Raw genomic sequence first — 25,307 nt, forward strand, 5'->3', positions numbered from 1 at the left:
CTATTTTTAGGTGATGGGACTGCAAAAATGGTAAGATAAAAGCAGTAGTAATGAGTAGCATTAATTTAGTTAAAAGCCACGGTTCGGCTTGACATCAAAGTGCGTCGATCGCATGGAAATTGAACCGCACAGCCAAAATGAAGAAGTCTCCGATAAAAATTCTGCTCGTAGAGGACGATGGAGGGCTGAGTGCAACACTGGCTAAGGTGTTGGAAGCAAATCATTACGGGTTCGATCGGGCAAATGATGGACAAGCGGGCCTAGACTTGGCAGCAGCAATTGAGTATGACCTGATTTTGTTAGACGTGCAGGTTGCCAAACTAGATGGAATTAGTCTATGTCGGCAACTGCGATCGCAAGGCTACTGCAAACCGATCCTGTTAATCACTGCAAAGGATTCAGATGCGGAGCTGGTGGCTCTTTTCGATGCGGGGGCCGATGATTACATCAGCAAGCCTTTTGCTACGGAAGTATTACTGGCAAGAATCCGAACTTTATTGCGATGCAGTAAAGCACTTTCCCCAGCAGGTTCTACTCAGAATTCAGCAGCTAATACATTGACTTGGGGAGATCTTTGTTTAGATTTGGATGCTGGTAGAGTGACATTTTGCGAACAAATAATTTCACTGACAGCGACAGAATATAATGTGCTGGAATTATTACTGCGAAATCCCGATCGCATTTTTAGCCGCAGTGCTATTTTGGATCGTCTGTGGGGATTTGATGACGCACCAACCGATCGCGCTATTATCACTCATATTAAGGATGTCAGAAAGAAATTGAAGGCCGGCGGCTTAACTGAAGAAATCATTGAAACAATTTATGGCATGGGCTATCGACTGAAACCGTACCCCCAATCTGCGTCGTCTAATTCAAATAATCCTGGGATTGAGCGCACCCAAAAACCTCAATCTCGCGGGATAGATAAGTCTGAGAGCGACAAAGTTTTAGAGCGGTTTCGGGGAGGCTTCAACCAACAAATTGCTGTATTGAATCAGGCAAAAACTGCTCTATTAGTAGGAAATTTAGAAACAAAATTACAGCAATCGGCAAAACATGAAGCTCATAAATTAGCCGGAGCTCTCGGATCTTTTGGTTATCCCGAAGGCTCGAAATTGGCACGAGCTGCAGAGAATTTGCTAATAAACGATCGCTCTTTGAATGCTGACGAAATTACCCGCTTTTCGGAATTGGTGACAGGATTACATCAGGAATTAGCCACAACACCGATTACATCAACGGCTGCACCAGTTTCTACTATTTCAAATTTTAACTATCGGGTTTTGGTAGTTGATGATGATGCTGCATTAACGGAACGATTGAAAGTAGAATCGGAAGCTTGGGGATTTCGGATGAAAATTGCGCCGAATATTACTGCTGCCCGATCGCGTCTTGCTTTGTCAATGCCCGATGTGATGTTACTAGATTTAAGCTTTGCAGAGACAGAGGAAGATGGATTGACGCTACTGCCAGAACTGACCGAGCGATCGCCTACTCTTCCTATAATTGTCTTTACCGGACGAGATAGTCTTGCGGATCGTTTGGCTGTATCGCGCTTAGGTGCTAAGCAATTTCTCCACAAACCTGCAACCACCGAGCAAATTTTTCGAGCCATCGCCCGTGTTCTACCCAGTCCCAAAACTTCAGAAGCCAAAGTTTTAATCGTAGATGATGACCCTGTGATGCTGGTTAAATTATCAGGGTTGCTGACTCCTTGGGGACTTGAGGTGACAAATCTCAAAGAACCACAGCAATTTTGGGAGGTGTTAATTAGCACTGAACCCGATTTAGTATTGCTGGATCTAGAAATGCCGATCGTCAGCGGCCTAGAATTGTGTCAGGTTGTCCGACAGGATATCCAATGGGAAAATTTACCGATTTTGGTGGTGACAGCCCATACCGATCCAGAATCTCTACAACAAGCCTTTGCAGCCGGAGCCGATGATTTTATTACCAAGCCGATACTAGGGCCTGAATTAGTCACGCGGGTACTCAGCCGAATCAAGCGCTCTCGTCCTGTACTTAAACCTGGGAATAGTTAAAGAGAACTTACGCAGGAGGGCTAAAAACCCGGTTTCTGCCTCAATCTAAAAAATGTAATTAAGTAAGTAGATTAATGATAGAACATACTAATGAAGATTATGGGAAATGGCAACAACAGCCACAGCCAATCCTGGCTAAAACAGCACTTTCTCTCTCCGCATCCCTCAAACTAGAAGATCTTCTCAACACTACGGTAACGGATCTCAGAAACATTCTGCAATGCGATCGCGTAATTATCTTCCAATTTGCTCCAGACTGGAGCGGAAAAGTAGTGGTAGAGTCAGTTGGTTCAGAATGGACAGCAATCTTATCGACTCAGATACAGGATCCTTGCTTGGGTGAAAGCTATATCGAACCCTTCAAACAAGGCTTATTCACCTCTAAATCAGATATTTATACTGCCGGAATTGATACTTGTCACCGGGAATTCCTGGCAAATTTTCAAGTGAGAGCTAACCTGGTTATTCCTATCCTTGAGGGAGAAGAACTTTGGGGATTATTGATTGCCCATCAGTGTGCAGAACCTCGCGAATGGCAACCATCAGAAATTGAACTCATGCGACAGCTAGCAACTCAAGCTGGAATTGCCATTCAGCAAGCTGATTTATTTGAGCGAGTACAAACGGAACTGAGGGAGCGGCAACAAGCAGAAATTGCCCTACAACAACTCAATACTGAACTCGAACAACGAGTCATAGAACGGACTGCAGAACTCACTGAAGTCAACCATAGCTGGCAACAATATATCAATCAAGTTGAAGACCTCTATAATAATGCTCCCTGTGGCTATCATTCCCTAGATGCAGCAGGAACCATAATTATGATTAATGATACGGAATTGAAGTGGTTAGGCTATACCCGCAATGAAATCGTGCATAAAAAGAATTATAGTGATTTAATGACATTTGAAAGTAAAAATATTTTCGAGCTAAACTTTCCCTTATTTAAAACACAAGGCTGGATCGAGAATTTAGAGTTTCAGATTGTAAATAAAAACGGAAAACTAATTTGGATAAACTTAAATGCTACAGCAATTTATGATGAAGCAGGTAACTTCATGATGAGTCGTTCTAGCGTATTTGATATCACAGATCGCAAACGTACTGAAGCAGCCTTCCGCCAATATGAACGCCTCGTATTCAATACAAGAGATGGGATTGCGCTGATGAATATTAACTATATTTATCAAATAGCCAATCAAGGTTATTTGGATTGGTGCAACAAATCTGAAAGCGAAGTTATCGGAAATTCTGTTAGGAATATCCTGGGTGCAGAGTTGTTTGATAACTTCATAAAACCTCGCTTAGATAGATGTTTGGCTGGAGAAACAATTCAGTATGAAAAGTGGTTTGACTCTCCCAATTTAGTACCGCAATTTTTGAGCGTTACCTATACGCCTTTCCGTGATGCAGGTGAAAATATTTCAGGCGTTATCGTCAGTCTACGGGATCTGACTCAACTTAAACAAAAAGAACAAATGCTGGGGCTTCAGGCTGTTATTACCCGCAACATGGCGGAAGGCATCTGTTTAGTAAAAGCAGAGAATGGAGTTATTGTCTATGCCAATCCTAAATTTGAGCAGATGTTTGGCTATGACTTTGGCGAACTCAACGGTCAGCACGTTTCGATTCTCAACTATGCCACCGCATCGGTCAGTCCTGAAGATGTAACTCAAGCTATTCGGTCTGCCGTTTTACAAAACAGTGAATTCAGCTATGAAGTTCAGAATGTCAAGAAAGATGGGACTCCATTTTGGTGTAGTGCAACTTGCTCTGTATTCAAGCATTCAGACTACGGCGATGTTCTGGTGGCAGTTCATCAAGATATTACTGTAGCGAAGCACCTCGAAGAAGTTCGACAAGAGGCGGAAGCAGCCTTACTACAGAAGTCTAGAAAGGAAAATTTGCTCTGGAGGATTACTCAAGGAATTCGCCAATCTTTGGATCTGAATGCCGTTCTAAATACTGCTGTCACTGAAATTAGGCAGACATTACAAACCGATCGCACTGCCATTTACCGATTTAATCCTGATTGGAGTGGTGATTTTGTCGTGGAGTCAGTTGGTGAGGGTTGGAGAAAACTGATAGGAAGCGAGCTTCAAAAAATTTGTGTTGATACCTATTTGCAAGAAACTCACGGCGGTCGATTCCGAAATCATGAAAGTTTTGTGGTTAATAATATTTACTGTGCTGAACTTCAACCCTGTCATATCGAGCTAGTGGAACAATTGCAAGCAAACAGTTATGCTGTTTTCCCGATATTTTTGAGAGAAAATCTCTGGGGTTTGTTAGCTATCTACCAAAATACTGCACCTCGTCAATGGAAATCCTGGGAAATAGAATTACTTGAACAGATTGCCAGCCAATTGTCGATCGCCATTCAGCAATCCCAACTCTACCGACAACTTCAGGTCGAACTGCAAGAACGTCAGCAAGCCGAAGCCACCATCCGAGAAGCCGAACGACGCTGGCGATCGCTCTTGGATAACGTGCAGTTGATTGTTGTCGGACTTGATATAGGGGGAAATGTCAATTACGTTAATCCTTTTTTCTTAAAAATTTCAGGATATACTCAGCCAGAAGTTTTAGGAAAAAATTGGTTTGAAAACTTCTTACCCAGTTCTACTAAACAATCGCTTCAAGTTGTTTTTTCTGAAGTTTTAGCCCATAAATATCATCCTTATTATCAAAATTTTATCTTAACCAAATCGGGTGAGGAACGATTTATTGCCTGGAACAATACCATGCTGCAAGATTCAGAGGGAAACATCATTGGAACTATCAGCATCGGGGAAGATATTACAGAACGACAAAGAATCGAACACATTAAAGATGAGTTCATTGGCATCGTCAGCCATGAACTTCGCACTCCTTTAGCAGGAATTCAAATGTCATTGGGACTAATAAAAAGTGGGGTTTATGATAAAAAGCCCGAAAAATCTAGACGCATGATTGAAATTGCCCTCCTAGATACCACCCGATTAGTGCACCTGGTTAATGATATTTTAGATTTGGAGCGCCTAGACTCCGGGCGGGCAATTGTCGAGAAAACCGTTTGCAAAGCTGCCGATTTGATGCAGCAAGCAGTAGATAGCATTCAGGCTCTGGCTACTCAACAGCAGATCTCATTAATCGTTAGCCCCACCGATTCAGAAGTCTGGGCAATAAGAGATGCGATCGTCCAAACCTTAACAAATTTGCTCAGTAATGCGATTAAATTCTCACCTGCCGATTCCACAATTCATCTGAGTGCCGAAAACCAGACAGACTTTGTACTGTTCCAAGTTAGCGATCGCGGGCGAGGCATTCCAGCAGATAAACTAGAACTCATTTTTGGGCGATTTCAACAAGTTGATGCCTCCGACTCCCGCGAAAAAGGAGGCACCGGTTTAGGTTTAGCAATCTGTCGCAGTATTGTTGAGCAGCATGGCGGCAAAATCTGGGCGGAAAGTATCTTAGGTGAAGGCAGCACATTTTGCTTCACCCTACCCTTAGCCACCGTTGAATAACGCTTAGATTAATCTGTAGCATCAATCCCAAATCCACAATCTCCAATCCAAAATGCCATGACAGACAGACAAATTCTAGTTGTTGACGATGAAGAACACCTTCGGGAACTTGTGCAGGCTTGCTTAGAAGATTTAGGCGGATGGGAAACAGTGGGGGCTGCATCGGGAGAGGAATGTTTACAAATACTGCAAATAGAACAACCCAACGCTATTTTGCTGGATGTATCAATGCCGGGAATGGATGGGTTTGCCGTGTACGAGATCCTGCAGTCCGATCCGATTACCCGATCGATTCCAGTGATTCTGCTGACAGCGAAAGTTTTGCCCAGCGATCGGGCTAAATTTGCCCAGATGGCGGTAGCTGGGGTAATTGCCAAACCGATCGAACCCATCACCCTGACGGAAGAAGTAGCAGAGATTTTGGGATGGGATGAATAACTTTCACCAGTTTTGTGAAGTTTTGTAACAATAACGGAATCTTTACCAATTCCTTACCATTGCTATTTAGTCTCCTGTTATGCAGCTAACAGTTCTTTGCATTAGGAGGAGACTCAATGAATGCTTTTCAGGCTTTGAATGATGTAATTCAGGATCTGGCAGGTTTATTTTCCGGTTTGCCCATTGGTTGTCAGCAATCCACACTTTGGATTGCTCATACAGAGGAAACACCGATCGCAGATATTAAAATTCAAGAAAAGGATATGACACTTATCCTTAAAGTTCACATTTCTGACATTCATCTTGTCAAATTGAATCTCCAAATCACTCCAGAAACTGTTTTAATCCAAGGTCAACCTACCGAAGCGATAGTAGAAGGTTATTTCTTTCCTAGTGGATTTCAAAGTCTCATCCCGTTGCCCCACCGCGTATATCCTGAAATCTATGAAACTGAAATACATTCGGATCGTTTAACAATTCAGCTTGCTAAAGAATTGAGTGTTCCGCCATCCCAAGTTCGGATTCCACTCTCAACTGCAAATTTGAGCTATTCCTCAAAAATGTATATTTGACACCCAATTGGCAACCGAAAAGTTGATTTCTAATCAACCCAAATAAAATGAACACTTTGCAACTAGCTAATTATGATGGCAGTCTCCTGCCCGAAAACAAGATGAAAGGGAAGCAAATTCTCATCGTTGATGACCAAGAACACCTCCGCGAACTGGTACAGTTGTGCCTGGAAGACCTCGCGGGATGGAACACCCTGGTGGCCGAATCAGGACAAGAATGTTTACAAATCCTACAAACAGAACGACCTAACGCTATTTTGCTGGATTTATCAATGCCGGGAATGGATGGGTTTGCTGTGTACGATCGTCTCCAATCCAATCCCATTACTCGATCGATTCCAGTGATTCTGGTGACAGCAAGAGTTTTGTCAAGCGATATGGCTCAATTTGCCGAAATGGGTGTTGCTGGGGTAATTCGCAAACCATTTGAAGTCACTACCCTGCCGGGAAAAGTCGCAGAGATGTTGGGATGGGATGATTGATACTTTCCGGTATGGCAGACGCAGGATTCTTAAGACTTGACAATCTTAATATCCCTATTGGTAGGCTTTCCAAACTCACCCTGGGGCGTGACAACCCCGCCAAAAACCCAAACAGGGCTACTATTTGACAGGCGTTTGTTCAATAAAACATGAAGCGTTTGCAAGTTATTTGTATGACTACAAAAAGACTTTTACTTCTTACCTCTACATTCATAGAGTTGCTGCTTCAAGCCAGCTTACAGCCCTTGGTAACAAGAAACAAATACACTTTCGGTAAAAAAGAGGTTTTTATGACAAGCTGTCCTTGCTGCACGAATCAAATGCTGCGTCACCTTCGCCAAGATTAAGTATACTGGTTTTGCCGTTTGTATTGGCAAGAAATGCCTGTTTACCCTCTTAATAGCTACGTTTCATCACTCTCTATAAATTTAGTTACAGAGTTAAGGATTAAGAAGCACCTTTTTTCAGAGGCGATAGTTTAAAGGTAAAATTCCATCGCACAGGCGTGAGGTCCTTGCCACAATGGAGGCGGATGAATAAAAGGGATCTCGCACTTACTGGCTAAACCTCTTCAAAAATTGCGCCTCGCTGCTGTAGATTCACCTGCATCTCCTCCTCCATTCCTGAATTGTTCCCAAACCTCGCTGACTCGACATTCGCACCGCTGAAATTAGTATTTGTTAAGTTCACTTCCAGCAGATTTGCGCCGCTCAAATTTGCACCGCTGAGGTTAGCTAAAGCTAGACTTGCTTTGTGCAAATCTGCACCGCTTAAATCAGCATTTCCTAAGAAAGCGCCACTCAAATCTGCACCGCCGAATTTGGCATTTTGCAGGTTGGCGTCGCTGAAATCGGCATCGCTTAAGTTTGCACCCCGGAAATTTGCCCGATCGAGATTTGCGCTGCTAAAATCCACTGCACTTAAAGTCGTTCCGCGCAAGCTGCTACCCGCGAAATCTAGTGCTGGATTGAGATTGGCGATTTTTGCCAACTCCACAAAGTTGTCGGTTTCAGCGGAAATAATGCGATCGACCATTTCCTGCAATTCCGATTCAGCTTCCGGGACCATTTTCAGTTCGCGCGGTTCAACCGGAGGTAAATTGTAGGACAATAGCGCCCAACTGAGGGCAGGTTGGAGTTTATGTTTTTGCAGGTATACAGTCAGGATTCTTTCTAAAATAGAATGTTGATTTGGCGTGATCTCGTGCGGCCACAAACCCTCCGCATCTGTGAGATTAATATCTTCTTTAGCAACCTCAAAAGCGGCTGCCACCCGAAATTCTTTGCCAGAAATTTCTCCCAGCTTAGCATTTTTTAGCAAACCTTTTAATACTGATTTGCCCTGTTCTACTGAAAAAATCCAAGCTGGCGTTGTATCATCGCTGATCGTGGAAACGTGACAAAATATGCTCTCTGTCTCCTTAATTTTTTCCGCCTTCTCCCCGCCCTGAACTCCCCGCTGACTTTCGGTTACTAAATTTTCTGCACTGCTTTGAATAGCCAGGGTTTCTTCAATTGGCAAAAGCTTGAAAGCACCCACTAACTGACGCGATGCTACGGGAATCTTGCAGTTTTCTAGATGGAGTTTGAGCATTCCGCCTTGCAGACCAAATTTGACGCGACCACCTAGCAGGGGTTCCCAATGCTCGTTAAAATTCAGGCTCAAGTGAATGTCTAGCTGCTGGGTTGGGGCTGCAACCGATGGAAGTGGAATTGCTTCTAATTGCATCCACAAGCAATCTGGGTATTTGTTGTGAGACTCTAGCGATCGCATATCGGGTAGAATTGCTGGCACTACCAGCCTGTAATTGATATTTAAATTAGTTTATTATTTCTATTTTATCACAATACAGCTTTTTTTGTGGACAAAATTGTAAATTTTGTTTAATTCGATCGGCAACTCATTGGTTTTGCTGAATTTGGCTTTTTACCCAATTCCGAAATGCTTTCACTAATTCCAAATAGTCCATTGTTTCTGCTTGTTCCAAAAATCTGACAATCTCTAATATCGGTAAGCTGGGAAATGCTAAACTGATCTCGCCCTCAACGTATTCTCCATTTTCTAATCTGTTGATTCTGAGCCGCGCTCCATTATAAATCCAAACTTCCGGCACTCCCAGATCCGCATAAACCTGCAAGGTATTTTCCGAACGGCTGGTAATGTCAATTTCCACTACTAAATCCGGCGGCGGATCTTGAGTCAGGTCGATTCTTTTTTTGCCTTTAACTGCACTAATATTCTGAATGTAAAAACATTCATCCGGTTCTGCACCGCTAAGTTCAGGACGTTTGAATGTCGTGGAACCAAGGGGTTCAATTCTCACCTCTAATTCTTCCGCTAAGGTTTCAACAAATCGACCCATTATTGTTTTGAAACGTTCGTGTTCGGGAGAAGGTACCCTAATTTCAAGATTGCCGCGATTATATGTCAGTCGAATTTGCCGATCGCCGATTTCGGCAAGCAAAGTTTCGTAGGTTTGCCAACTGATACCCGATAGCTCGACAATTTGTTCCGGTGGAGCGAGAGTTTTAGCTGTCATAGTGCTACTTTGGTGAAGAGTTCGTAGGCGCAAGCTGGGGCGTAGCCATCGCACTTTTGCATTATATCATCGAAGGAAGCCTAGACTGGAAATACCGAAGACAAATCCAGAGATAACTCGGAAAAATCAGGAATTACCACCGTCTGATTTGGCAAAACCACTCGTTGCAATTGATAACTATAACTTCCGTTTTGTTTCTGATAAGGTTCGCTGTGCATTTCCAGTTCATTATCAACCAAATTAAATATCCAATAATTAGAAATCCCAGTCTTAGCATATAGAGACAGCTTGGTTGTCCGATCGTACTTCAACGTAGAATCGGAAACCTCAATTAGCAACAAAATATCAGCAGGCTCCGGGTGAGAAGATAAATAACGATCGGCTCGATTGCGGGCAATAACAACATCAGGCTCTGGTTCGCTATCATCTGTCAAAATAATGGGTTCTTGACCGCGCACGATCGCTCGTTTTCCCACCAGCGCGTACAATTCTCCAAACAGCAGCGAATTACAAACAGAGTGAAACGTACCTTTAGCAGCCGTAATGATAATTTCTCCGCGAATCAATTCAACTCGCTCATGGGGGGCGAAAAATCCCAGTTCTCCCAAACGGTGATATTCGGCGATCGAGAATCGTTTTGCAGTTACGGCAGTCATAGCTTTTCTTACCCTCTACAATTACCAACCTTTCCAATTAATTCTACTCAAAAATCCCGCCCCGTGCCGTCAATTCAACCTTCAGGGCATCCGAAATTCCCAAACAACAAAAAAACTTTGCATTTTTTACTACTGTATTTGTCAAATCAGCGCGGCTCAAATCAGCACCGTTTAAATTCGCACCACTCAAATTAACACCACTTAAATCAGCATTCTTGAAATCAGTATTTGTCAAATTTGCATTTACTAAAATCGCATTCGGTAAATAAGCACTGCTCAAATTGGCGCCGGTTAAATTTGCACCGCTCAAATTCGCCCGGGGCAGCTTTGTCCGCAAATCAGCACCGCTCAAATTGGCGCTGCTGAGCTCAGCATCCCGCAAATTAGCATTGCACAAATTAGCATCAATTAAAATAGCAGCGCTCAGCAAAGCACCGCTGAGATCGGCCAAAGTCAAATCTGCGCCTCGGAGGTTGGTTTCGCGCAAATCCGCACCGTTAAAATCAGTGTAGTGCAAGTCAAAACCGCTTAAATTAGCCCCAGCAAAATCCTCAACCGGATTCAAACCAACTGTTTCTACAAGTTGTACAAAACTCTTATTTTTATCAGTTAAAAACAGTTGCCGGACGATCGCCAATTGCTGCTGTCGGTACTGGTTAGCCTTCTCGTAATCTGCTAAATACTTGTAAGCAAGCTTCAAATTCTTGAGAGCATTGCGCTCAACGCGCTCGTCATTGCTGGCGCGCGCGATCGACAACTGCTCCTGATAACATTCGATCGCACCAGGCAAATCTCCCTTAGCATCGTAAGCTAGCGCCAAATTGCCCAAAGTTTCCAATTCAGAGCGCCCGTCGCCAGTGTCCCGCGCGATCGCCAAACGCTGCTGCTGGTAATCAATAGCACCAGGAAAATCCTCCAGAGCACAGCAAGCATTGCCCAGATTGCCCAAAGCATTTGCCTCGCCCCGGCGATCCCCAATTTCCCGCGCTAACACCAAATGCTGCTGGTAGCAGTCGATCGCCTGAGCATAATTTCCCAGCGCTTCGTAAGCTACGCCCATATTACCCAGCGCCGCACCCGATCGGCGCTTATCGTTCATTGAGCGATACAGCGCCAGCGCTTCCTGCCAAGAACCCAGCGCCGCCTCAAATTGGCGCGCCTGATATTGCGAAATCCCCTGCTTGATTAGCTCGCTAGCTTGTTCGCTCATAATGTCAAAATTAGTTAATAACTAAAGTTGATATTAATCGACTCAAAGCGGTAATTGCTAATCGGTAATCGGTAATCGGGAATCGGTATGGCCAATCCCCCTCTCCCCCATCCGTATTTTCACGTCCGTGCAAAAAAAAAGACCAAAAAAAGAGAGAGCTACCTAAGTAACTCTCTCTGCCATCAGGGTGCATCTACATAACACAATATAACACTATGAGGATGAGGGGTGTCACCCCCAAACGTGAAGATGTTGTAAAGAAATGTAGATTAATTATAAAGTTACGATCCAGGGATCGCGGCGAACTCAGGAAAAACCGATCGCCCGCCACTGTATCCGCTACACGCCCCCCTTAACGACTGCTTAACCTGGGCCGTTAAGCTTCGCCACCAGCAGCTCATTGGTCAGTTTGGGATCGGCCCGGCCGCCCGTTTCCTTCATCACCTTGCCGACAAAAAAGCCCAGCAGCTTAGTTTTACCGGCTCGGTACTGTTCGAGCTCCTTGGGATTGGCTGCCAACACGGCATCGATCGCTCGATCGATCGCCCCAGTATCCGAAATTTGAATCAAACCCTTGCTCTCAACGAACTTCTGAGGCGAACCACCGTTGGCCAGCAACTCCGGCAAAATATCCTTAGCGATTTTGCCGCTGATAGTACCGGCATCAATTAGCCCCAGCAGTTCGGCTAAATCCTGCGGTTGGAAAGGAATTTCTGCGATTGCCAGTTTTTCATTTTTCAGATAAGCAGTAATATCGCCCATCACCCAATTCGCAGCTTGTTTAGCCACAGCACCAGCGGCGATCGATTGTTCAAAGTATTCCGCCACCGCTTTGTCGTCAGTCAGCACCCGCGCGTCGTAGGGAGAAAGACCGAGTTCTGTTTCGTAGCGATTGCGCTTTTGGGCTGGCAATTCCGGCAGTTGAGCTTTCCAATCCTGCAATTGCTCGGCCGAAACTTTGATCGGAGGCAAATCCGGTTCCGGGAAATACCGGTAATCGCTTGCACCTTCCTTAACCCGCATACTGAAAGTACACTGCTTGTTTTCATCCCACAGCCGGGTTTCTTGGACGATGGTTTCGCCATTTTCCACAGCTTGAATTTGCCGCTCGATCTCATAATCGATCGCCCGTTCGATCGCATTAAAAGAGTTCATATTTTTAATTTCCACCTTGGTGCCGAACTCTTTTCTGCCCACCGGGCGCACCGAAATATTCACGTCGCACCGCAGCGAACCTTCCTGCATATTCCCGTCGCCAACACCGATGTAGCGCACGATCCGGCGCAATTCTTGACCGTATTCGGCAGCTTCGGCGCCCGATCGCAAATCCGGTTCCGAAACAATTTCGATTAGAGGCACACCCGCACGGTTGTAATCCACCATTGAATAAGTAGAACCGCTCAACCGATCGCTACCGCCGTGAACCAATTTTCCGGCATCTTCCTCCATGTGCAAGCGAGTGATCCCAATTTTTTTTCTAGTAGAATTTCCAGTCTCATCCACCAGTTCAATTTCTAGCCAGCCGTTAGTAGCGATCGGCAAATCGAACTGAGAAATTTGATAATTTTTCGGCAAATCGGGATAGAAATATTGCTTACGGTCAAACTTACTGTAAGGTGCGATTTCGCAGTTGAGAGCCAGCCCTGCTTTCACCGCATACTCCAGAACTTTTTGATTTAATACTGGCAACACTCCCGGCATTCCCATACAAATTGGGTCAATATTAGTATTTGGAGTATTGCCAAATTCTGTAGAAGAACTGGAGAAAATTTTAGTATTCGTACTCAATTGACAATGAGTTTCGAGACCAATAATGGCTTCGTACTGAGTTTGGGTTTTTATCGAAGAGGGTACAGCAGCAGTCATAAGCAATTTAAAAGACTGAATAACTTTAGATTTTATTTTAGCTTTTTATTGGCCAAAGTGATTGGAGATTATTTGTAGGTAGGGGCGGTTTCATTGGTGTCAGCAAGCGCGTCAAACCCTTAGTTCGGGAGGTTTAAACCCCTGCCAGACTTTGAGAAAGCGTGTTTAGTTGAGACAAATGGGGATCTGCATAGGCAACGCCCTGCTACAGATTGGCGATCGACCCACGCCCCAACCCACGCCGATATCCTTTCGATCGCCTCCAAACAACAACTCTGTGCAAAAATATACTTAGGGCCAGCTCCTCCCCGTACCCTTCCCTTACCCAAGAGAGTTTTAGACCGATCGACCACAATTGCCGATCGATCTGCACGCCAGACCCTTTTAGTGACTGTCTTTAATAGCACCGCCCGCCGACAGCGATCGGCTCCGCGCACAAATTAAAAATTAAAAATGTATAATTTGGTATAACAATTACATATTTTTAATTTTTAAACTTTAATTTTGAATTGTAAAAGTAACACTTGCCTAAGTGTCAAAAATATGCCTGAAATTCCTGAAAGTGCCACACTGTTTCACAACAGCATCACTGAGCTAGAGCAGGCGGAATCAGCCCTCGAACTCGCTTGGCACGAACTCGAAAAACAAACAGCAGAAACCATTGCTCACATCGCCAACGCCGGCTCAGCAAACACACAGGAAATCAGCGATCGCTTGGCCGAGGCGAAGCAACTCCGGCAGCAACTTCAAACTCAAATAAAAAAAGCCAACTCGCGGCGGGAATTTCATCTAGAAAACTCGCCAATGGCAGTTATAGAGTGGGACAGGGAATTCCGGATAGTGCGGTGGTCGCCAATGGCAGAACAACTATTTGGCTGGAGTGCAGCAGAAGCAATTGGCAAATACTGGCACCAATGGTCAATAGTTTATCCAGAAGACTTCGAGGAAGTGTGTGCCCTCACAAATCAACTGTTAGACAGCAGAGACACCCGCAACGTTTGCCGCAACCGCAACTATACTAAAGATGGCTCGATAATTTACTGCGAATGGTACAATTCTGCACTCATTGATGAATCGGGAACAGTAGTTTCAATTCTATCTTTTGGCAGAGACATAACCCATTACCTCCGCACTCAAGAAGAACTGCATCGGCGCGAACAAGCTTTTAGCACCCTAGCCGAAAATGCGACCGATATCATCGCCAGGTATGATCGAGAATTCCGCCACCTTTACATCAACCACGCAGTAGAATCAGCAACCGGAAAACCCCCCGCAGAATTGATTGGCAAGAGCAACAGAGAATCAGGAATGCCACCACACTTGTGCGATCAGTGGGACGAGACTTTTGTGAAAGTTTTTGGCACCGGCAAACAAGAAACCATAGAATTTGAGTTTCCTAGTACCGAGGGCATAAAACATTACCACTGTCGAGTCATTCCCGAGTTTGCTGAAGACAATTCAGTAAAAACTGTTTTATCCATCGCCCGCGACATCACAGAACTAAAACAAGTCGAATCGCAGTTGCGACAAAGCGAATCCAAATTTAAAGCCATAGTTGATTCTAACCTGATCGGCCTAATTTTTTGGGATCTTAACGGTAGCATTACAGATGCCAACGCCGCTTTTTTAAAGTCGGTAAATTATACGCGGGACGAGCTGCTGGCCGGAAGAGTTAACTGGCAAGAAATGACACCACCAGAATACGTGCGTTTAGATACTGAAAAAGTTGCCGAACTGAAGGCTAGAAATACGGTTGTTCCCTTTGAAAAAGAATTTATACGCTCGGATGGTAGCCGCGTTCCGGTGCTGCTGGGCAGCACATTTTTAGAAGGAACGAAGCAGTTAGGGGTAAGTTTTGTGCTGGACTTAAGCGAGCGCAAACAGGCAGAATCTGAACTGCAAAAACATCAGCAAATTTTACAGAGTATTGTGACAACAATACCTAACTTTCTCTACATTTACGATACAGTAGAAAACAAAAATATTTATGCCAACGAATCGGTCACAGCCATGCTGGGATACACTCCCCAAGAATTGCAAGATTTGGGTACACACGCTGTCGCTAACTTGGTTCATCCCGATGATCTGTTAAAGCTAATTACAGGTATTGAGCGACTAAAACACAGCAGGAATCCCTATGCAACGGATGACAGAGACTACAGAGTCAAACACAAAAATGGGGAATGGCGCTGGGTGCACGCTCGCTCTAAAATTTTCAAAAGAACCCCAGACGGACAGATGAGGCAAATTATCGGTTCCGTACTCGACATCAGCGATCGCAAACAAGCCGAAGAATCATTAAAACAGCAAAAAGAACTGCTGCAAACTATCTTCGACAACGTGCCGGTCATGCTCGCTTTATTAGACACAAACGGTCAAATAAACTGGGTAAACCGCCACTGGGAACAAGTGCTAGGCTGGAGTTTGGCAGAAATCAAAGACCGCGATATCTTGGCAGAATTTTATCCGCAGCCAGAATATCGTCAATACGTTTTGGATGAAATCCAAGCAGCAAATCTGAACTGGAGCGACTTCAAAACCCAAGTTAGAGACGGGCGAATTATCGACACTTCTTGGGCAAATGTTCGCCTTTCCGACGGCAGGTGTATCGGCATTGGTCAAGATATTACCGAACGCAAACGAGTAGAAGCTGAACTCAAAGAACTCAACGAAACTTTAGAAGCTCAAGTCGCGCAGCGTACCGCAGAATTAGAGACTTTTTTTGATACTTTACCGGACTGCATTTATGTTGTAGAACGGGACAATATGCGCTTGTCTTTTGTCAACCATCCTCTTGCCGAATTTTCCGGATTCGACAGCAGGCAGCAGATGCAGGGCAAAACTATTTTTGAGTGCTATCCCAGCGAGATCGCAGAACGATTTTGCCGGGAAAATTTGCAGGTATTTGAATCCGGCAAAACTCTGCACTACCAGGAAAAATTTGTGGTGATACCGGGTGGCAATGCTTACTTCGACACGTTTAAAATTCCGCTGAGAAATCTCAACGGCGAGGTTTATGCTTTAATTGGTACTGCTCGCGATGTCACTGAGTTGGTAAAGACAAAACAAGCTTTGTCAGAACGCACAGAGCAATTAGAAGCTGCCAATCAAGAATTAGAATCTTTTTCTTACTCAGTTTCCCACGACTTGCGCGCACCTTTGCGACACATTTCAGGTTTTATAGAAGCGTTGAAGCAGCGGCTAGAATTAACTGAGGTTTTGAGCGATCGCAAAATAGTTCACTATATGGAAATAATTGAAGACAGCAGCCAAAAAATGAGCCTGTTGATTGACGGTTTGCTCGCCCTGTCGCGGGTAAGTCGCACCGAGTTGAGGCAAATTCCGATCGATCTGAGCCGTTTGGTACAAAATGCGATTAAATTGACTAAACCCCCAACTGTCGCCGATCCGAACCAAACTCCCCACAGCGTTGAATTTGCCGTTGGAGAGTTGCCGACAGTAATGGGAGATCCCACCTTGCTGCAACAGGTGTTCAGCAACTTGATTAGCAACGCCGTCAAGTTCAGCCGCGGACGCACTCCGGCTAAAATAGTTATTGAGGGCTTACCTGATGGGACGATTTTTGTCAATGATAACGGCGTGGGTTTTCCGATGGAATATGCCGATCGCCTGTTTGGAGCCTTTCAGAGGCTGCACTCCCAGAGAGAATTTGAAGGTACGGGCATAGGTTTGGCGATCGTCCAGCGGATCATTCACCGCCACGGCGGCACGGTTTGGGCCGAAAGCCTACCTAGTCAAGGAGCCACGTTTTACTTTAAACTAGGGCAAACAATCTCAAACCGTAATATAGATTCGTAAGTTAAGTGTATAAGAGTTTTAAATTCTAAATTTAAAACTCTTATACACTTAAATAAGTCACAATCGATGAGAGCGTGAGAATTTTAGATTGACACGAGTGTTACCTGTGAGGGATGGAAGCGAAAGATATAGGCTTTGCTGTGCAAGATGCTTGCACTCCTAAAAAAACCTTTTTACAGAATAGGGATGCTCCCCCATAGGTTCAGTCAGCCCTAGACTCCCTGTGGTAAATAAAGGTCTTGAGAGTAGAGAATATAATTGATTGTGCTAAAAACAAAAAATATTGAGATAAAATTAACCAAACTCAGTCGGAAAAATTACATTTAGCAACGACACGAATAACCAATTTAAAACCTCCCCCATAGCTTATGTTAGATATAACTCAGACTAATTATCTACTAAAACTGGTAGCGGAATCAACATTAAAGTTGTTGATTATCGAAGACATGGCCGAAGATATGGAATTAATAGTGCTCGCCTTAGAAGCGGGGGGAGTAAATTTTACTTACGACACTGCAGAAACAGCAACAGAGTGCAGAAAACTGCTCCAAAATTGCAAGTACGATGCTGTACTATCCGATTACCGCCTCCCGGGCTTCAACGGTTTAGAAGTGTTGAAATTAATGCAGGAATTGAACCACGACATACCATTGATTTTAATAACGGGAAGTTTGGGAGAAGAAGCTGCAGTAGAGTGCATCAAAGCCGGAATGACTGATTACGTATTAAAAGGGCGGCTGTTTAGGTTGCCAACAGTCTTAGAACGATCGCTCCAAGAATACAAAATGCGGCGCCAGCAACAAGAAGCGATCGCTCAAATTCAGCGGCAAGCTCAGCGAGAAGCGATCGTCAACCGCATCCTCCAAGCCATGCGCTTCACCCTTGTACTCGACGAAGTGCTGCAAACCACCGCAGATCAACTGCACAAAGCTCTAGACATCAGCGCCTGCGCCATCTTGCAGCCAGATGCTGAAGGCGGCATCAGAGTTCGCTACATCAGCAAAGCATCCGGCCGAGAAGGGTTTGTTGGGCTAAATTGCAAAGTAGCCGAGCACTACAGATCGGAACTCGCGGCCGGGGAAACCCTGATTATCGACGAGTTATCGACACTGTGCCCGTCCCTGCAAGAATCAGCAGGGTTGGTAGGGTTTCGCTCCGTCGCGATCGCGCCACTGCTCTACCAGCAGTCATTTTTGGGAGGAATTAGCCTTTATCAGTGGGATCGGGCGCGCTCTTGGAGCGCAGAAGAACTGTCGCTACTCAAAGCCATAGCCGATCAGTGCGCGATCGCGATCCACCAAGCCGAACTCTACCAACAAGCCCAAACCGAGCTTGCAGAACGCAAGCGCGCCGAAGCAGCAGTCTGCGGCATCCAGCAGCAGCTAGCCACAATGGCAGCCAACATTCCCGGCTCAGTCTACCGCACCGTGCTGCATCCCGATGGCACAATGTCCATGCCCTACATCAGTCCGGGCGTGCGCGAAGTTACTGGGTTCGGGGCCGAAGAAGTGATTTCGCACCCGGAACTCTTGACCGAAATCATCCATCCAGAGGACAAAAGTTCGTGTGACAGCAGGGTAGCAGCATCGAGAGCGAGTCTTTTGCCGTGCGATCGCCAGTACCGCATCGTTCTGAGATCGGGGGAGATCAAGTGGGTGCAAGACAGCGCTAAATTTTCCAAAAACGAAAACGGCGACGTAATTATAGACGGAGTAGCCCTCGACATCAGCGATCGCAAACAAGCAGAATCAGCCCTGCGCCAAAGCGAACAGCGATTTCGCTCGCTGATTGAAAACGCCACAGACATCACGATCATTCTCGACGCCGAAGGAATCTTCCGCTACATCAGCCCTTCCGTCAAGCGAATTTTAGGATACGCGCCCCACCAGGCGATCGGGCGCAGCGCCTTAGACATAGTTCACCCCGACGACTGCGCCACGATCACCGAAACCCTCCACAAAGCTATAAAAAACCCCAAAAGAAGCCAGTGTCCAGTTGAGTACCGAGTCCGCCACCGCAACGGTTCCTGGTGTTATGTAGAAGCTGTAGCCACCAACTTGCTGTACGATCCGGCAGTCGAGGGAATCGTGATTAACTGTCACGACATTACTCAGCGCAAACTCGCCGAAGAACAACTGCTGCACGATGCTTTCCACGACGCCCTCACCGGATTGCCGAACCGATCGCTATTTACCGATCGGCTGGAACACGCTCTGAGGCTGGCAAAACGGCGCAAAGACTACTTGTTTGCCGTACTGTTTCTCGATTTAGATAGATTTAAAGTAGTCAACGATTCCCTCGGCCACGCCATCGGCGATCAACTGCTAGTATCGATCGCGCGGCGTCTGGAAGCTTGTCTGAGGGTCGGAGATACAGTGGCCCGCCTCGGAGGTGACGAGTTTGTGCTGTTGCTAGAAGACATCGAGGGCATCAATGAAGCTACCACCATTGTCAACCGCCTGCAAAAGAAAATCACATCCCCTATCCTTCTAGACGGACACGAAGTATTTATCACCGCCAGCATCGGCATAGCTTTGAGTTCTGGCGAATACGTGGAACCGACAACCCTGCTGCGCGACGCCGACACAGCAATGTATCGCGCCAAAGAACTCGGCAGAGCTCGACACGAAGTTTTCAACAGTTCCATGCACGCCCACGCTTTGCGACTGTTGCAGCTAGAAAACGACCTGCGACGGGCGATCGAATCAATTAGAGAGCCGGCCAGAGAAGAAGAATCTCCCCAATCCCCCGAATCAGTCTTACCTCCTTTATCCGCAGCGCCACAGTTTATTATTCACTACCAGCCGATCGTGTCGATCGCCAATAACACAATTACCAGTTTTGAGGCCCTAGTTCGCTGGCAGCATCCAGAACGCGGCTTAGTTTCCCCTGGCGAATTCATCACCATCGCCGAAGAAACCGGCTTGATCGTACCCCTCGGCCGCTGGGTACTCCGCACAGCTTGCCACCAAATCCGCCAGTGGCAGCAGGTATTTCCCAGCAACCCCCCCTTGAGCGTTAGCGTCAACATTTCTGTCAAACAGTTTTCTCAGCCAGATTTAATCGAATACATCGACCAAGTTCTCGAAGAAACTCACCTCGACGGCAGCAGTTTAAAACTAGAAATTACCGAAAGCGTACTCATAGAAAATTCCGAATCAGTAACAGCAATGCTGGTGCAGCTCAGAACCCGAAACATACACTTGTGCATTGACGACTTCGGCACCGGCTATTCATCGCTTTCCTACCTGCACCGCTTCCCCACCAATACCTTAAAAATAGACCGCTCTTTTGTTAGCAGGATGGGAGGTGAGTTCGATTTCAGTAAAGGAGGGATTGACCCCATAGAAATTGTGCGGTCGATCGTTACTTTGTCCCACAATTTAGGCATGGATGTAGTAGCCGAAGGAGTCGAAGAAGCCTCGCAACTATCTATACTCAAAGGGTTAAAATGTGAGTACGCCCAGGGATTCTTTTTCTCAAAGGCAGTAGACTCTCAAACAGCAGCAGCCCTCATCCGACAGCAAGCAGAAAATCAGAATTTGCTGACATTTAGTTTGTTAGAGAAAGGTCATTAAAAAAACACGGCATTTTCTGAGTCCCGTTTCAGCATAAAATCTTAAAATATTTTAAAGCTGTGCCTAACTGGCGTCAGTTAATAATTACGGCATCCAAATCACTGTCAACGACCCAGGTCTCAAGACACGCTTGCTTCGGGCCTCAGACTTAAACCTGAGTTGACCAGATGCGTACCTGCGTACTACGTTAACGGTAAGAGTTAGTGCGATTCGTTGAAACGTGAATCACGGTAATCAGTCCGTACATAGCGTTTCCAGCCACAAGGCTGAACTTTCGGTCTGATAAGGGTGCAAGTCCCTTCTACCAGACTCAGGTATGACTCCCTATCTGCCCACACCGACCAAGCTCGATTCTTGGAGAGTGAAGCTGGGAACAGGACGCAATCAGACATCCAATGTGGGGTGACACTGGCGTTAATGGGGAGTTCCGATGGTGAAATCGAGCCTAGAAAAGTAACTCATACCGGAGCGGGACGCAGACCAAAACTCCCGACTTCACTGGAGTTCATTCCCGCCGAATCTTAATACAATATCGGCTAGAGTCTAGGGAATCCAGTAGTTAAATTGGCTACACCTAAAGGAACTAACAATCTAACCGAGGGAACGAAGAAAAACGAGCTGAGGGTCAAGGGGAAGTCGAACCCCAAGTAGGCTAGACGAGAAGCGGAACCCCCTCCGTTCGGATAGGACAGACCGTAATTGGTCTGAGGTGTTCAGAAAACATAAGTTAGAGCAGAGCATGATTAGACACAACAGCAATGTTAGTGAATCTTGGAAGACGTTACCTTGGAAGAAATTCCGTAGGGACTTATTCCGCCTACAAAAACGAGTGTTTAAAGCGATTCAGGTTGGAGACAAGCGGAAAGCGAAGTCCCTTCAAAAGCTAATTCTGAAATCTCGGGCTGCAAGAATGTTGGCAATACGTCAAGTGACTCAATTAAACGCTGGCAAAAAGACTGCGGGAATCGATGGAAAAGCCTCACTCACATTTGAGGAAAGGTTTACACTGAGTGAAGAACTCAGAGCCAAAAGTAACAACTGGGAACACCAGAAATTACGTTCAATACCAATCCCAAAAAAGGATGGGAGTACCCGCCTCCTCAAGATACCTACTATCGCCGATAGAGCGTGGCAATGCCTCGCAAAATACGCGCTAGAGCCAGCACACGAAGCAACTTTTCACGCTCAGAGTTATGGATTTAGAACAGGAAGATCGGCGCACGACGCGCAAAAAATTCTGTTCCTGAATCTACGCTCTTACTGCAATGGAATAGAGAAACGGGTTATTGAACTCGATATCGAAAAATGCTTCGACAGGATAAGCCACGCCAGCATAATGGAACGACTCATTGCCCCAAGAGGCATCAAGACCGGAATATTCCGCTGTCTAAAATCAGGAGTCAATCCAGAATTCCCCGAACAAGGAACTCCGCAAGGGGGCGTGATAAGTCCATTACTAGCCAATATCGCTCTCAATGGGATTGAGGAAATACATCAATCAGTCCGTTACGCGGACGACATGGTAATAATTCTGAAGCCTAAAGATGACGCAGAGGCAATACTTGATAAAGTCAGCGAATTTCTGGCAGAACGAGGCATGAAGGTTAGTGAAAAGAAAACTAAGCTAACAGCTACGACAGATGGATTTGACTTCCTCGGTTGGCATTTCAAAGTGCAGAGCAACGGGAAATTTAGATGCGTTCCATCAGCGGACAATTTTAAAGCATTCCGTCAAAAGGTAAAACACATCGTCAACAACTCGAATTATGGTGCCACGGTCAAAGCTGAGAAATTAGCCCCCGTAGTTAGAGGCTGGAGGAATTACCATCGCTACTGTAAGTTGGAAGGGTCACGGTTATCACTGTGGTTTATCCAAAATAGAGCCTTCAAGGTATTCAATAAGGAATCAAAACAATCTCGCTACACCAGCAAGAAACTGCTTGATAAAGCATTCCCGACGGTTCCTTACTCCGAAAACAAATTTGCCAATGTCAAAGGGGAGAAATCACCCTACGACGGAGATATAGCCTACTGGAGTGAGCGTAACAGCAAGCTCTATAACGGCGAAACCTCTAAAGCCTTAAAACGGCAAAACCATAAATGTGGGAAATGTGGCTTAAAAATGCTAGGCGATGAAAAGGTACATTTGCATCATGTAGATGGTTGCCATAGTAATTGGAAAATAAATAACCTTCTAGCGGTTCACGAAAGCTGCCACGATTATCTCCACATGAGCAAAGGCGCAAGCCAAGAACATCGGGAGCCGGATGCGGTGAAAGTCGCACGTCCGGATCTAACTGAGAGGTGCGGAGGATAATACCTCCCATCGACTCAAACAAGACCTACCAGGGAATGCTCTCGCTAGTTCCTTGCCAAGCGAAATTTAGGATTAAACAGACTTATTGGGTTAAATCAGTTTCCTAGATATAGTACCGGCTGTTAACGAAGGCGCAAGCTAACATTACCCCTCTCATAGAGGCTCATAAAGGAGCGAACATTATGCGATCGCCGGTTGCGACTTTGGATGTGGTAATTGTCCCACTGAAAGTACATTACAAAAGTACACTCCCATCTAGCAATCCCCGTGTAATGGAAAGATTCACGGCGGTTAAAACCGCCTAGCCGTTTCCCTCTCAGGTCTAAAGACACGCTCGTTTCCCACTTACCGAATTTTTTTATGACTATTGGCTACCTCGCACTCGTTCTCCACGCCCACTTGCCTTTTGTCCGCCACCCCGAAAGCGACTACGTTTTAGAAGAAGAATGGCTGTTTGAGGCGATCGCAGAAACCTACATTCCCCTGCTGCAAGTCTTTGAAGGACTCAAGCGCGACGGCATCGACTTTAAAATTACCATGAGCATGACGCCACCCTTGGTGGCAATGCTGCGCGACCCCTTGCTGCAAGACCGCTTCGACGACCACTTGGCTAAACTCGAAGAATTAGCCGATCTCGAAATCGAACACAACAGCGGAAACGGCCACCTCCGCTATTTAGCCGAACATTACGCCGCTCACTTCTCTCAAGTCCGCAACTTTTGGGAAAAGTACGATCGAGATTTAGTCAAAGCCTTCAAAGAACACCAAGATACCAACAACCTCGAAATCATCACCTGCGGTGCAACCCACGGCTACCTACCGCTGATGAAAATGTACCCCGAAGCAGTTTGGGCGCAAATTCAAGTAGCTTGCGACAACTACGAAGCAAACTTCGGCCGCCGACCAAAAGGAATTTGGCTGCCCGAATGCGCCTACTACGAAGGGTTAGAGCGGATGTTAGCCGACGCCGGCCTCCGCTACTTTCTCACAGACGGTCACGGCATCCTCTACGCCCGCCCGCGTCCCCGCTACGGCAGCTACGCCCCAATTTTCACCGAATGCGGAGTCGCAGCCTTCGGCCGGGATCACGAATCCTCGCAGCAGGTTTGGTCTTCCGAAGTCGGCTATCCAGGCGCGGCCGAATACCGCGAATTCTACAAAGATTTGGGTTGGGAAGCTGACTACGATTACATTAAGCCCTACATCATGCCCAACGGCCAGCGGAAAAATACCGGGATTAAATATCACAAAATCACCGGTCGCGGATTGGGTTTAGGCGATAAACAGTTGTACGATCCTTACTGGGCCAGGGAAAAAGCAGCCGAACACGCCAGCAACTTTGCTTTCAACCGGGAACGCCAAGTCGAGCACCTCAACGGCATTATGCAGCGTCCGCCGATTATTGTTTCGCCTTACGACGCCGAACTTTTCGGTCACTGGTGGTACGAAGGGCCTTGGTTCTTAGATTACCTGTTCCGCAAGAGTTGGTACGACCAAAATACCTACGAGATGACGCACTTAGCCGATTATTTGCGGGGAAATCCGACTCAGCAAGTGTGCCGCCCGTCTCAGTCTAGCTGGGGTTTCCGGGGTTTCCACGAATATTGGCTCAACGATACCAATGCTTGGATTTACCCGCACTTGCACAAAGCTGCGGAACGGATGATTGAGTTGGGAAGCATGGAACCTGCGGATGAATTGCAGTGGCGGGCTTTGAACCAGGCGGCGCGGGAAGTGCTGCTAGCTCAATCTTCTGACTGGGCATTTATCATGCGTACAGGAACGATGGTGCCCTATGCAGTGCGGCGGACTCGATCGCACTTAATGCGCTTTCACAAGCTTTACGATGAAGTGAAAGAAGGGAAAGTTGATTCGGGTTGGTTGGAGAAGGTTGAGGAGATTGATAATATTTTCCCTGAAATTAACTATCGCGTTTATCGATCGCTTTAAGTCTCGTTTCCCCTTTCATCCTGTCCTCCCAGCCCTGTTTAAGGGAGGGACAGGATGTTCATTAAAATTATAGGTAATGGGGCGATCGCCATGAGCGGAATGAGAGGGGCGATCTTTGGTTGAGAGTGTGAGTGCGATCGCATTTTTGGTCGGGAAAGGTCGATCGCACTTTATGTCTTTTTCTCAACGCGCAGGCGATCCCCTTTTTAGTATGGAAAGGTCGATCGCCGAGATCCGCAAATAGCCAGCTAATTAGGGCTTGCTGAAAATAAGCGAAAAGCTGACTGTACAAGGCTGATAGAAGTCTTACAAGGGCAAAGAGGACACGA

Annotated in this window: 15 protein-coding genes; 9 read left to right on the top strand and 6 right to left on the bottom strand. The window is 46.0% G+C overall.

All coding sequences use genetic code 11. The annotated features are described in order from the left end of the window. Positions 1-137: 137 nt before the first annotated feature. The 5 genes from QUA23_RS22955 to QUA23_RS22975 all read left to right on the top strand — a co-directional run bounded on the left by QUA23_RS22955 (position 138) and on the right by QUA23_RS22975 (position 7,043). Positions 138-2,042 carry a response regulator gene (locus tag QUA23_RS22955; protein ID WP_333078416.1) on the top strand — a complete coding sequence of 635 codons (1,905 nt, stop codon included), beginning with the start codon at positions 138-140 and terminating at the stop codon, positions 2,040-2,042. A gap of 74 nt (positions 2,043-2,116) precedes the next feature. Continuing rightward, positions 2,117-5,551, top strand: coding sequence for a PAS domain S-box protein (locus QUA23_RS22960; RefSeq protein WP_333078417.1), 3,435 nt, complete (start codon positions 2,117-2,119; stop codon positions 5,549-5,551). Positions 5,552-5,608: 57 nt separating this feature from the next. After that, on the top strand, positions 5,609-5,989 hold the full coding sequence (locus QUA23_RS22965; protein WP_333078418.1) for a response regulator: 381 nt from the start codon (positions 5,609-5,611) through the stop codon (positions 5,987-5,989). Between the two features lie 116 nt (positions 5,990-6,105). Continuing rightward, positions 6,106-6,561, top strand: a complete 456-nt coding sequence (locus QUA23_RS22970; RefSeq protein ID WP_333078420.1) for a hypothetical protein — start codon at positions 6,106-6,108, stop codon at positions 6,559-6,561. Between the two features lie 101 nt (positions 6,562-6,662). Further along, complete coding sequence (locus QUA23_RS22975; protein ID WP_333078433.1) at positions 6,663-7,043, top strand: response regulator; 381 nt, start codon at positions 6,663-6,665, stop codon at positions 7,041-7,043. A 561-nt stretch (positions 7,044-7,604) separates the two neighbouring features. On the opposite strand, the gene QUA23_RS22980 is transcribed toward QUA23_RS22975, so the two are convergent. From QUA23_RS22980 to gatB, 5 genes are all read right to left on the bottom strand, one after another. Then, complete coding sequence (locus tag QUA23_RS22980) at positions 7,605-8,837, bottom strand: pentapeptide repeat-containing protein (RefSeq protein ID WP_333078422.1); 1,233 nt, start codon at positions 8,835-8,837, stop codon at positions 7,605-7,607. A gap of 106 nt (positions 8,838-8,943) precedes the next feature. Beyond that, entirely contained in the window at positions 8,944-9,582 is a 639-nt protein-coding gene (locus QUA23_RS22985) for a Uma2 family endonuclease (RefSeq protein WP_333078423.1), read from the bottom strand. Between the two features lie 80 nt (positions 9,583-9,662). After that, a complete protein-coding gene (locus QUA23_RS22990) occupies positions 9,663-10,238 on the bottom strand; it encodes a Uma2 family endonuclease (protein ID WP_333078424.1) in 576 nt (191 codons plus the stop codon). Between the two features lie 43 nt (positions 10,239-10,281). Next, positions 10,282-11,448 (bottom strand): pentapeptide repeat-containing protein, encoded by a 1,167-nt coding sequence (locus tag QUA23_RS22995; protein ID WP_333078426.1) that lies wholly within the window; start codon positions 11,446-11,448, stop codon positions 10,282-10,284. Positions 11,449-11,811: 363 nt separating this feature from the next. Then, entirely contained in the window at positions 11,812-13,314 is a 1,503-nt protein-coding gene (gene gatB / locus QUA23_RS23000) for an Asp-tRNA(Asn)/Glu-tRNA(Gln) amidotransferase subunit GatB (protein WP_333078427.1), read from the bottom strand. 543 nt (positions 13,315-13,857) lie between these two features. Here gatB and QUA23_RS23005 point away from each other — a divergent pair. From QUA23_RS23005 to QUA23_RS23020, 4 genes are all read left to right on the top strand, one after another. Continuing rightward, positions 13,858-17,133, top strand: coding sequence for a PAS domain S-box protein (locus QUA23_RS23005; RefSeq protein ID WP_333078429.1), 3,276 nt, complete (start codon positions 13,858-13,860; stop codon positions 17,131-17,133). Between the two features lie 368 nt (positions 17,134-17,501). Continuing rightward, positions 17,502-20,711: an EAL domain-containing protein gene (locus QUA23_RS23010; RefSeq protein WP_333078431.1), complete on the top strand. Its 3,210-nt coding sequence runs from the start codon at positions 17,502-17,504 to the stop codon at positions 20,709-20,711. A gap of 739 nt (positions 20,712-21,450) precedes the next feature. Continuing rightward, the gene (locus tag QUA23_RS23015; RefSeq protein ID WP_333079669.1) at positions 21,451-23,028 is read left to right on the top strand and encodes a reverse transcriptase domain-containing protein; all 1,578 of its coding nucleotides are present in this window, start codon (positions 21,451-21,453) and stop codon (positions 23,026-23,028) included. Between the two features lie 360 nt (positions 23,029-23,388). Beyond that, entirely contained in the window at positions 23,389-24,978 is a 1,590-nt protein-coding gene (locus QUA23_RS23020) for a glycoside hydrolase family 57 protein (RefSeq protein ID WP_333036521.1), read from the top strand. A 67-nt stretch (positions 24,979-25,045) separates the two neighbouring features. Here QUA23_RS23020 and QUA23_RS23025 read toward each other — a convergent pair. Next, a partial coding sequence (locus QUA23_RS23025; RefSeq protein ID WP_333079663.1) for a hypothetical protein occupies positions 25,046-25,307 on the bottom strand: 262 nt, incomplete at its 5' end.

Source organism: Microcoleus sp. Pol1C5 (genome assembly GCF_036701115.1).
Lineage (GTDB): Bacteria > Cyanobacteriota > Cyanobacteriia > Cyanobacteriales > Microcoleaceae > Microcoleus.

Excerpts from the sequence above, each read along its gene's own strand:
- QUA23_RS22955 (WP_333078416.1), top strand. The coding sequence starts at position 138 with ATGAAGAAGTCTCCGATAAAAATTCTGCTCGTAGAGGACGATGGAGGG.
- QUA23_RS22960 (WP_333078417.1), top strand. The coding sequence starts at position 2,117 with ATGATAGAACATACTAATGAAGATTATGGGAAATGGCAACAACAGCCA.
- QUA23_RS22965 (WP_333078418.1), top strand. The coding sequence starts at position 5,609 with ATGACAGACAGACAAATTCTAGTTGTTGACGATGAAGAACACCTTCGG.
- QUA23_RS22970 (WP_333078420.1), top strand. The coding sequence starts at position 6,106 with ATGAATGCTTTTCAGGCTTTGAATGATGTAATTCAGGATCTGGCAGGT.
- QUA23_RS22975 (WP_333078433.1), top strand. The coding sequence starts at position 6,663 with ATGAAAGGGAAGCAAATTCTCATCGTTGATGACCAAGAACACCTCCGC.
- QUA23_RS22985 (WP_333078423.1), bottom strand. The coding sequence starts at position 9,582 with ATGACAGCTAAAACTCTCGCTCCACCGGAACAAATTGTCGAGCTATCG.
- QUA23_RS22990 (WP_333078424.1), bottom strand. The coding sequence starts at position 10,238 with ATGACTGCCGTAACTGCAAAACGATTCTCGATCGCCGAATATCACCGT.
- QUA23_RS22995 (WP_333078426.1), bottom strand. The coding sequence starts at position 11,448 with ATGAGCGAACAAGCTAGCGAGCTAATCAAGCAGGGGATTTCGCAATAT.
- gatB (WP_333078427.1), bottom strand. The coding sequence starts at position 13,314 with ATGACTGCTGCTGTACCCTCTTCGATAAAAACCCAAACTCAGTACGAA.
- QUA23_RS23005 (WP_333078429.1), top strand. The coding sequence starts at position 13,858 with ATGCCTGAAATTCCTGAAAGTGCCACACTGTTTCACAACAGCATCACT.
- QUA23_RS23010 (WP_333078431.1), top strand. The coding sequence starts at position 17,502 with ATGTTAGATATAACTCAGACTAATTATCTACTAAAACTGGTAGCGGAA.
- QUA23_RS23015 (WP_333079669.1), top strand. The coding sequence starts at position 21,451 with ATGATTAGACACAACAGCAATGTTAGTGAATCTTGGAAGACGTTACCT.
- QUA23_RS23020 (WP_333036521.1), top strand. The coding sequence starts at position 23,389 with ATGACTATTGGCTACCTCGCACTCGTTCTCCACGCCCACTTGCCTTTT.